Annotated in this window: 9 protein-coding genes and 1 pseudogene; 4 read left to right on the top strand and 6 right to left on the bottom strand. The window is 62.5% G+C overall.

Annotated elements, in window-relative coordinates; all coding sequences use genetic code 11:
- The 5 genes and pseudogenes from ABIV12_RS17335 to ald all read right to left on the bottom strand — a co-directional run.
- Positions 1–226: pseudogene (locus ABIV12_RS17335) on the bottom strand (recombination factor protein RarA); the annotation flags it as partial.
- Positions 227–323: 97 nt separating this feature from the next.
- Entirely contained in the window at positions 324–974 is a 651-nt protein-coding gene (lolA, locus tag ABIV12_RS17330; RefSeq protein ID WP_348061678.1) for an outer membrane lipoprotein chaperone LolA, read from the bottom strand.
- A gap of 59 nt (positions 975–1,033) precedes the next feature.
- The gene (locus ABIV12_RS17325; protein WP_348061676.1) at positions 1,034–1,450 is read right to left on the bottom strand and encodes a CBS domain-containing protein; all 417 of its coding nucleotides are present in this window, start codon (positions 1,448–1,450) and stop codon (positions 1,034–1,036) included.
- A 294-nt stretch (positions 1,451–1,744) separates the two neighbouring features.
- Positions 1,745–4,012, bottom strand: a complete 2,268-nt coding sequence (locus ABIV12_RS17320) for a DNA translocase FtsK 4TM domain-containing protein (protein ID WP_348061682.1) — start codon at positions 4,010–4,012, stop codon at positions 1,745–1,747.
- A gap of 158 nt (positions 4,013–4,170) precedes the next feature.
- A complete protein-coding gene (gene ald / locus ABIV12_RS17315) occupies positions 4,171–5,232 on the bottom strand; it encodes an alanine dehydrogenase (RefSeq protein ID WP_348061674.1) in 1,062 nt (353 codons plus the stop codon).
- 210 nt (positions 5,233–5,442) lie between these two features.
- Between ald and trxB the strand changes: the two genes are divergently transcribed.
- The 4 genes from trxB to infA all read left to right on the top strand — a co-directional run bounded on the left by trxB (position 5,443) and on the right by infA (position 8,789).
- Positions 5,443–6,393: a thioredoxin-disulfide reductase gene (gene trxB, locus ABIV12_RS17310; protein WP_348061672.1), complete on the top strand. Its 951-nt coding sequence runs from the start codon at positions 5,443–5,445 to the stop codon at positions 6,391–6,393.
- A gap of 105 nt (positions 6,394–6,498) precedes the next feature.
- Entirely contained in the window at positions 6,499–7,614 is a 1,116-nt protein-coding gene (locus ABIV12_RS17305) for a GNAT family N-acetyltransferase (RefSeq protein ID WP_348061670.1), read from the top strand.
- Positions 7,611–8,339 carry a leucyl/phenylalanyl-tRNA--protein transferase gene (gene aat, locus ABIV12_RS17300; RefSeq protein ID WP_348061668.1) on the top strand — a complete coding sequence of 243 codons (729 nt, stop codon included), beginning with the start codon at positions 7,611–7,613 and terminating at the stop codon, positions 8,337–8,339. The genes ABIV12_RS17305 and aat overlap by 4 nt, the downstream gene beginning before the upstream one ends.
- Positions 8,340–8,570: 231 nt before the next feature.
- Complete coding sequence (gene infA, locus ABIV12_RS17295) at positions 8,571–8,789, top strand: translation initiation factor IF-1 (protein WP_348061680.1); 219 nt, start codon at positions 8,571–8,573, stop codon at positions 8,787–8,789.
- A 108-nt stretch (positions 8,790–8,897) separates the two neighbouring features.
- On the opposite strand, the gene ABIV12_RS17290 is transcribed toward infA, so the two are convergent.
- The coding region (locus tag ABIV12_RS17290) for an AAA family ATPase (RefSeq protein ID WP_348061666.1) at positions 8,898–10,246 on the bottom strand (1,349 nt) is incomplete at its 5' end.

Here is a 10,246-nt window from a genome sequence, read left to right as displayed (position 1 = left end):
GCAACAACGCCAGCGTGGTCTTGCCGCAGCCCGGCGGTCCCCACAGGATCATCGAATGCACGTGGCCCGATTCGATCGCCCGCCGCAACGCAGTGCCCTCGCCGACCAGGCGCTGCTGGCCGACAATCTCGTCGAGAGATCGTGGTCGCATCCGCTCGGCGAGCGGCTTCAGCCCTTCGGGTTCGGCAAAGAGTCCGGCAGCGGACGTAGGTTTGCGGCGGGCCATGGGTCGATGATACGGAAGTCGATGATACGGAAAGAGCCAAAACGGGGCAGAAGAGCAAGCCAGGCAATCGCCAAACGTTGCGACGAATGACCAGCGATCAATTCCTGACCGGAAACACTTCCGCATCCGGCTTGACGTCGCCCACGACATCAACGCCTTTCGGAGGCGTGAACGTGAACGTTCCCGCAGCGAATCCCGGGTTGCGTTTCCAGTCCGCAAAACGGATGTCGGTGGTGTTGCCGAGCTGGTCCTTGAAGCGCATGCGCTGAAGACTGGAACCATCGAAGCCCAGCTCCGCGTAATCGAACTGTGGATCCTTTGCTTTCGACGTCAGCTTCAGCCAGACGAGGTCATCGTGGCTGCCGCCCTCGCTTGTTGTGAATTGCGTATCGAGTTGCGTCAGATCGGTCAGCACGGTGAGCGGGCTGTGGGCCTCCTCGTTGTTCTGGCTTCGCACCGACACCTGCTCGAGGTCGGGTTCGTAGACCCAAACGCGCGAGCCGTCCGCCACGATGGTCTGCTCGTAGGGCTGCATGGTTTCCCAACGGAACTGACGCGGCGCTTCCAGCGCCAGCGTGCCCTGCGATTCATCGCCCCGATGCCCGTTTGCGTCGGTCACCGACTGATGGAAGCTTGCGCTCACTGACTTGAGCGCGTGCGAGAACGCTTCCATCCGCTGGCGCGCCGTATCGGCGGCTGTCGCGGTACCGGAAATCAGTGCCAGAGTCAGAAGTGACGCGATGCGCATGAGGGGGACAGGAAATGGACGACCGCGCATTATCCGGCGCGGCGACGGAAAAACGAAATTCAATGCGGTTTGGCGACGCCCTTCAACATGGATTCGGACGCGCTCTCGTTGCCGCTGTAGGCAATGTTGCTGAGCGACACGATGCCCACGAGGCGCTTGTCGCGATTGAGCACCGGCATGCGTCGAAGCCCGAGCTCGGCCATGTTGCCTGCCACTTTTTCGACGCTGTCGTCGTCGAAGCAATACTTGATGTCTTCTGTCATCACCTCGCGAACCAGCGTTTCCGCACCCAGGCCCAAGGCGACCGCGCGAAGCACGATGTCGCGATCAGTGACCATTCCGACCAGACGATCGTGATCTTCGATCGGCAAGCTGCCGATGTCCGCTTCCATCATCAGGGCCGCTACTTCGCGGATCGTATGATCAGGCCGTCCAAGACGGACGCTGGGGGTCATCACTTCACTGACTTTTTTCATGGCGATCTCCGAATGGATGGCGACGCGGTCGCAAGTTCTCAAACAACAGTGCCAGATGGATGCTGAATGCGGTGTTGCGTCGCACGCGGTCGGAATCGACCAACGGATCGCGGTCCTGTCGAGGGGGAGACAGCCGCAGCCGGTGATGACGTCGTTCCGCGAAAGCGGGAATCGCCTTCGCTCCCACTGGCACGCTGCGAAGCAGTTCCCGCGTTCGCGGAATCGAGGTCAAACAAGCGCGTGGGCATGAGTTGGATGAACCGGAAACTGGCACTTCGGTCTTGACATGTCCAATCAGTCCTTTGGCGGCGGAGGCGCCAGCACCGATCGGTTTCCATTCGTTTCCGGCGGCGTGACGATGCCTTCCGCTTCCATCACCTCGATCAGCCGGGCAGCGCGGTTGTAGCCAATCTTGAGGCGTCGCTGGACACCGGAGATCGATGCGCGCCGGGATTCGGTGACGATGCGCACGGCCTGGTCATACAGTTCGTCGTAGTCACCGTTGCTGCCCTCGCCCGCTGCGTCTTCCGGCAGCCCGGATTCGCCGATCACCTTGCCGTTGCCAAGCGACTGGACTTCTTCCAGCACGCCTTCGATATATTCCGGCGCTCCCTGTGCCCGCAACCATTCGACCACACGATGGACTTCGTGGTCATCGACAAATGCTCCGTGCACCCGCTCCGGCGCGGCGGTGCCGGGCGGCAGATACAGCATGTCGCCGTGGCCGAGCAGCGTTTCCGCGCCGGACTGGTCGAGGATCGTCCGCGAATCGATCTTGCTCGACACCTGAAACGCGATGCGCGTCGGAATATTCGCCTTGATCAGACCGGTAATGACGTCGACCGACGGACGCTGGGTCGCCAGGATCAAATGCACACCGGCGGCGCGCGCTTTCTGCGCCAGTCGCGCGATCAACTCTTCGACCTTCTTGCCGACAATCATCATCATGTCGGCAAACTCGTCGATGATCACGACGATGTACGGCAACGGGTGCAACGGTTGCGCGGTGACGAGCGGCTGCGAGGCATCGGGTCGGAACAGCGGGTCGAGGATCGGCTGGCCGGCGTCGTCCGCTTCCTTCACCTTCTTGTTGAATCCGGCCAGGTTGCGCACGCCGACCATCGACATCAGCTTGTAGCGCCGCTCCATTTCGGCGACGCACCAACGCAACGCGTTGGCTGCTTCCTTCATGTCGGTGACGACAGGCGCGAGCAGATGCGGAATACCCTGGTAGACGGACAATTCCAGCATCTTCGGATCGATCATGATCATGCGCACGTCGCGCGCACTGGCCTTGTACAGCAGGCTCAGCACCATCGCGTTGAGCGCCACCGACTTGCCCGAACCCGTCGTTCCAGCGACCAGCAGATGCGGCATCTTCTGCAGATCCACCACCACCGGCGCACCGCCAATGTCCTTGCCCAATGCCAACGCAAGCGGCGACTTCAACGCGTCGTACTTGCCGGAACTGAGGATCTCCGAGAGGTAAACGATCTCGCGATGCGTATTGGGGATTTCGAGACCGATCACCGACTTGCCCGGGATCACATCGACCACGCGAACGCTGACCACAGACAGCCCGCGCGCAATGTCCTTGTCGAGACTGGAGATCTGACTGCCCTTGATGCCCGGCGCCGGCTGCATTTCGAAGCGCGTGATCACCGGTCCGGGATGTGCGCTGACCACCTGCGCATCGATGCGGAAATCCTTCAGCTTGAATTCGACCTGGCGCGAGAGCGCCTCGAGCGTTTCTTCCGAATAGCCCTTGAGCTGCGGCTTCGGCTCGTCGAGCAACGAAAGAGGTGGCACTTCGCCTTCGACGGACGCGCCGGCGAACAACGGAATCTGCGTTTCGCGACGGGCACGATCGCTTTTTTCGATCGGCGTAATGGTCGGCTCGATCTTGATCGGCTCGCGCTTCGCCTGCTTGACCGTGTCGATCTTGCGCACGACCTCGCGCTCGGCGCGCGCCTCGCGGGCGACGTTCCAATCCTCGGCGCGCTTCATCTTGCTCGCGACGCCTGCACCGGCACCCAGAAGGAACCTGCCGATCGCATCCATCAGGCGGAACCACGAAAGGCCGGTCGCGAGCGTGATCGCGATCAACAACAACGCGAGCAGGAACATGCCCGCGCCCAGAGGCCCGAACGTATTCATCAGGCTCCCGCCGATGAGCTGGCCGAGAATTCCGCCTTCGCCGGCAGGAAATCGCGTCGGTGCGTTTCCGTGAAGGAACGCAAGCCCGGGAGCGGCGATGAAGAACGTGACAAACCCGATCAGCCGAAGCGTCGGCTCGAGGGGCGACCGCTCCGTCGCAACGGCACCCCGCAACACAACCGCACCGACCACCAGCAACAGCACCGGCAATGCGTAGGCAACAACACCGATCAGGTAGAAGACGAGGTCCGCAATCCAGGAGCCGAACGCACCCCCGAAGTTGTGGATGCCATGCGACGGGTCCCCGGCATGCGACCAGCCCGGATCGGACGGTAGATAGCTGATGAAACAGGCGAGCAGATAGATCGCCAGCGGCAACAGCAACAGGAACGCTGCCTCACGCAGACGCTTGTGCCATTGCTCGTCGAGTCGGGAAGTCGTGCTTGCTGCTTTCTGGACGCGCGCCACCAGAATAAGTTACCTGAAGTAGACCCGATAAACCATTGTTTCTGCGAGGAGAATGTGGAGAAAGCCCGCGCTGAAGAGCACGGGCATGCTGCGGGTCAGGACTTCAAGGCCGGATGGACGATCTTGCCACCTTCGACGTTGATGCCGACCTTGAGCGGCTCGAACTTGCGCCACGACTTGTCGGCTGCGAGGCGTTGGACATACGGAAGGATCGCGGCGCAAATCGCCTGCGACGAGGTCTGCGGCACCGCGCCCGGCATGTTGGTCACGCAAAAATGAGTCACGCCGTCGACCAGGTAGGTCGGGTCGGCATACGTTGTCGCCCGCGAGGTCTCGAAGCAGCCCCCCTGGTCGATCGAGATGTCGACCAGCACCGAGCCCGGCTCCATCGACTTCACCATCGCCCGCGTGACCACATGTGGCGCCTTCGCGCTCGGAATAAGAACGGCGCCGATCACCAGGTCGGCCGTCTCGACTTCACGCGCAACGGTCTCTTCGTACGGATACAGCGCGGTGACGTTTGCGGCGAGATTCATCATCTCGCGCAGGCGGTCCTGGCGCTTCTCGAACACGACGACGTTCGCACCGCCAGCGGCCGCAAGTTCGGCCGAGTTGCGGCCCGCGGCACCGGCGCCGAACACGACAACCTTGCCGCGCTCGGTCGACGGCAGGCCGCCGAGCAGCTTGCCTTTGCCACCCGCGGGCTGATGCAGCAGGTGTGTGCCGATCTGGGTCGCGATGCGTCCGGCGATGATCGACATCGGCGCGAGGAGCGGGAGCGAACCATCGCTGTCGGTCACGCTCTCGAACGCGATACCGGTGAGACCGATGTCCAGCAGTTGCTTCGTGAGCTTGGGTTCGGCCGCAAGATGCAGGTAGCAGAAAAGAAGGTGGTCTTCGCGCAGGTACTTCAGGTCGCCGGCGATCGGTTCCTTGACCTTGACGATCAACTCTCCGGTCTCGTAGAGCTTTTTCGCGGTCGGCACGAGCTTCACGCCGATGCGTGCGTAGTCCTCGTCGCGGAAACCGCTCTTGATGCCGGCACCGGCCTGGACGAACACGTCATGGCCGCGTCGAATGAGGTCTGCGCAGGCAGCAGGTACGAGCGCGACGCGCCCTTCAAGGGTCTTGGTTTCCGACGGTACGCCGATACGCATTGCGAAAGTCCTCAGGGAATGAGCGGGTTCACGCATGACGCCTTGAATCACGCAGTCGTTCCCTCCATTCTTCCCGGTTCCTGCACGATCACCGCCCGCAAAGCGGCCAGTATCGATGAGCGGGTCGGGTTCGCCGGAGGGCGTTTGGTTCGCCGCGGCGTCGGAAAAAACGATACGAGATGGTCGTGCTGAAAGCGGCCGGGATTATACATGAGCACTGCCAAGCACTCGCGACTGATCATTCTGGGTTCGGGCCCCGCCGGCTACAGCGCCGCCGTCTACGCGGCACGCGCCAACCTGAAACCCACCCTGATCACCGGGCTTGCCCAGGGCGGCCAGCTGATGACGACAACCGACGTCGACAACTGGCCGGGCGATGTCGAGGGGCTGCAAGGTCCGCAGCTGATGCAGCGCATGGCCGAGCACGCCGAGAGGTTCAAAACCGAGATGGTGTTCGATCACATTCACAGCGTGGATCTGGCCCAGCGACCATTCCGCATGAAGGGCGACGGCGGCGAGTACACCTGCGACGCGCTGATCATTGCGACCGGCGCGACCGCCAAGTACCTGGGAATCCGCTCCGAGGAACACTACAAGGGCAAGGGCGTTTCGGCCTGCGCGACCTGCGACGGTTTTTTCTTCCGCGACCAGGATGTCGCGGTGATCGGCGGCGGCAATACCGCGGTCGAGGAAGCGCTGTACCTGTCCAATATCTGCCGCAAGGTCACTCTCGTGCATCGTCGCGACAAGCTGCGCGCCGAGAAGATCATGCAGGACAAGCTGTTCGAGAAGCAGCGCCTCGGCAAGATCGACATCGTGTGGAACCACGCCGTCGACGAAATCCTTGGGGACGCCAATGGCGTGACCGGTGTGCGCCTGCGCGGCACCGACGACAACGCGACGCAGGACATCGCCGTGAGCGGTGCATTCATCGCCATCGGCCATACGCCCAACTCATCGATCTTCGAGAATCAGCTGGAGATGAAGAATGGGTACGTCACGATTCGCACTGGCCTCGAAGGCGGGGCGACGGCCACCAGCGTTCCAGGCGTCTTCGCTGCGGGCGATGTCGCCGATCAGGTCTATCGGCAGGCCGTCACCTCCGCCGGCTTCGGCTGCATGGCGGCGCTCGATGCCGAGAAGTATCTCGACAAGGGTTGAGGACGAATCGACCGTGGACGCATTCCACCTCCAGACGCCGGGTGTGCGTCCGGCGCGCATCGCGGCCTTCGCACAGGCGTGATCGAGGCACGCTTTCATCAACAGATGAGCGACATCCCCGCTGATGCGTGGAATGCGCTGGTGCCGGATGACAACCCGTTCGTTGATCACGCATTCCTCGAAGGCCTGGAGCGCCACGGCTGCATCGACGAGCGCAAGGGATGGCAACCCCATCACCTGACGCTGCACGACCGCGGGCGACTGGTCGCTGCAGCGCCGGTCTATCTCAAGGGCAATTCACACGGCGAGTTCGTGTTCGACTGGAGCTGGGCGAATGCGTACGCGCAGCATGGGCTGGATTACTACCCGAAGTTGCTCTGCGCGGTTCCTTACTCGCCCGTCACGGGGCCGCGCCTCCTCTGCGGTCGCGGCGGCGACGCCGATGCGCTGAAAATTGCGTTGATGACGGCGATCCGAGGAGAAGCGGAGCGACTCGACCTGTCGTCGGCCCATCTCAATTTTTCGACGGCAGAAGACTCGGCCGTCCTCGACAGCAGCGACTGGCTGGGCCGCTTCGACTGGCAATTCCATTGGCGCAACGACCGCGGATGGAGCCGGTTCGAGGATTTTCTCGGCGCACTCAGCTCGAAGAAGCGCAAGAACATCCGGCAGGAGCGCGCACGCGTCGCTCGTGCCGGGATCACATGCGAGATCCGCCACGGCGATGAACTCGATGCGGATGACTGGTCGACATTGCACGACTTCTATCTCGCCACGTTCGACGACAAGGGCAATTATCCAGCGCTGACACTCGAATTCTTCCGCCATCTCGGCGACACGATGCCGCGTCGCGTGGTCGCCGTGCTGTGTCGGCGTGACGGCGAGCCGATTGCCGGCGCGCTGCTGCTGCGAAGCACGACCACGTTGTACGGTCGGTACTGGGGATGCCGGGAAACAATCGAAGGCCTGCACTTCGAGGCGTGCTACTACCAGGGTATCGAATACTGCCTGCGCGAAGGACTGGTCGCGTTCGAACCCGGCGCGCAGGGCGAACACAAGCTCGCGCGCGGATTTCTTCCAACGATGACGCGATCGTTCCACTGGATCGCAGACCCGCGATTTCGTTCGGCGATCGCCGACGCACTGCGCCACGAGTCGCGCATGCGGATCCGTTATCGTGACGAGCTGATGGAGCACTCGCCGTTTTCCGAGGGTTCGTGAGCCAGGTGCCCTTTCTCGATGAGGATCGGCCCGACGGGTTTCCGCCGGTCGGCTCGGCGCTGACGTATCCCGACGGTCTGCTCGCTGCGGGTGGCGACTTGTCGCCACAGCGCCTGCTCAGCGCTTACCGACGCGGAATCTTTCCATGGTATTCCGGAGATCAGCCGATCCTTTGGTGGTCGCCGTCCTCCCGCACCGTGTTCGACACCGCCTGCGTCCACGTACCACGACGCCTGGCGCGCTGGCTGCGCGGTCAATGCGCATGGTCGGTTCGGGCCGACACCGCGTTTGAAGAGGTCATGCGCGCGTGCGCCGCGCCGCGCGCCGATGACCGCGGAACGTGGATCACCGACGACATGCTGGAGGCTTACGTCCGCCTGCACGCAATGGGGCATGCGCACTCCGTCGAGGCATGGGACGGCGATGCGCTCGTCGGCGGCATCTATGGCGTCGCCGTCGGCCGCATGTTTTTCGGGGAATCGATGTTCAGTCACTCGACGAACGGTTCGAAGGTCGCGTTGCTCGGCTTGTGCCGCCTGCTGGCGAACTGGTCGTTTCCGCTGCTCGATGCGCAACTCCCGTCGGATCATCTTTTCACGCTCGGCGCACGCGAAATGCCGCGCGGCTTTTTCTGCGAGCAGTTATCGACTTTGACGCGGCTGGATGGACACATCGGTTCATGGCAAGAACGCGCGGGCCCACTGCTGGCTGCGGATCTCGCGTGACGACGCTCCGCAAGGGCCGCTCGCGGAACGACGCGACAGTCCGGCGGCAGCATGCGCCTGGCCGTTTTCACACAATCGATGTGACTCGTCAGCGCGGACAAACGATGCCGCGCAGGGTTGCCAACCATGTGCTCGCGGGCGGCCGCTGACGGTTTTACTTCCCGCCACCTCGCTAACGTGGCAGAATCGCGCGCCGTTCCCGGCACCCAGCCGCTCAAGCCCCAAGGAAAAATGTCAAAAGACGACGTCATCGAGATGGAAGGCGCAATTCTCGAAACCCTTCCCAACACGATGTTCCGCGTGAAGCTCGAAAACGGGCACGTGGTCACCGCACATATTTCCGGCCGCATGCGCAAGAACTACATCCGCATTCTGACCGGCGACAAGGTCAAGGTCGAAATGACCCCGTATGACCTCAGCAAGGGCCGCATCACATACCGCATGAAATAGCCGGTGTCGTGAAATCGGCGTCGCAATCGTCCGCCAGACGCCCGCACCGATAAAAAAAGCCGCGCTTTTGCGCGGCTTTTTCGTATGTCGCCGGTGCGAGCGACGGCGCTATTCGACGACCACCGGCAGCTTTTCGCCCGCCTCGCATTCGACAGCCAGCTTGTCGTCCCTGAGAGAGAGCGTCACCTTGCCTCCATCGGCAAGCTTGCCGAACAGCAGTTCGTCGGCGAGCAGGCGCTTGACGTTTTCCTGGATCACCCTGGCCATCGGCCGCGCACCCATTTGCGGGTCGAAACCATGCTTGGCCAGCCAGCGGCGTGCATCGGCGTCCACGTGCAGCACGACATGTTTTTCCTGCAACTGCGCTTCGAGCTCGATCAGGAACTTGTCAACCACGCGCAGGATGTGATCGAAGTCGAGCGCACCGAACTGGATGATCGCGTCCAGACGATTGCGGAACTCCGGACTGAAGTTGCGCTTCAGCACTTCCATCGCGTCGGTCGCGTGATCCTGCTCGACGAAGCCCATCGTGCGTCGCGACGCCATCTGCGCGCCCGCGTTCGTCGTCATCACCATGATCACGTTCTTGAAATTCGCCTCGCGTCCGTTCGTGTCGGTCAGCGCGCCGCGGTCCATGATCTGCAGCAGCACGTTGTAGACGTCCGGATGCGCCTTCTCGATCTCGTCGAGCAACAGGACGCAGTGCGGATGCTTCACGATCTGTTCGGTCAGCAGGCCACCCTGGTCGAATCCGACGTAACCCGGAGGTGCACCGATCAGGCGCGACACCGAATGCGCTTCCATGTATTCGGACATGTCGAAGCGAACAAGCTCGATGCCCAACTGCATCGCGAGCTGGCGGGTTACCTCGGTCTTGCCGACGCCGGTCGGTCCGGTCAGCAGAAAGCAGCCGATCGGCTTGACCGGATTGCCGAGGCCCGACCTTGCCATCTTGATTGCGCTGGTCAGCGCGTCGATCGCCGGATCCTGGCCGAACACAACCATCTTGAGATTGCGGTCGAGATTGCGCAGAACGTCGCGGTCCGACGCCGACACCTGCTTGGTGGGGATCCGCGCCATGCGGGCGACGATGAATTCCACATCCGGCACGTCGACCCGGCCACTCCGATCCGCCTCGGGAAGCAACTGCTGTCGCGCGCCGGCTTCGTCGATCACGTCGATCGCCTTGTCGGGCAACAGACGGTCGGCGATGTGCTTGACCGAAAGATCCACCGCAGCTTTCAGCGCATCGTTCGTGTATTCGACCTTGTGGTGCTCCTCGAAGCGCGACTTGAGGCCTTTCAGGATCTCGAAACTGTCGGCGATGGACGGCTCGACCACGTCGATCTTCTGGAAGCGCCGCGCCAGCGCGCGGTCCTTCTCGAACACGCCGCGGTATTCCTGGAACGTCGTCGAACCAATGCAGCGCAGTTCGCCGTTGGCCAACACCGGCTTGA

This window comes from Dokdonella sp. (genome assembly GCF_039926425.1).
Lineage (GTDB): Bacteria > Pseudomonadota > Gammaproteobacteria > Xanthomonadales > Rhodanobacteraceae > Dokdonella_A.
This window is presented reverse-complemented; position numbering and strand designations above follow the sequence as displayed.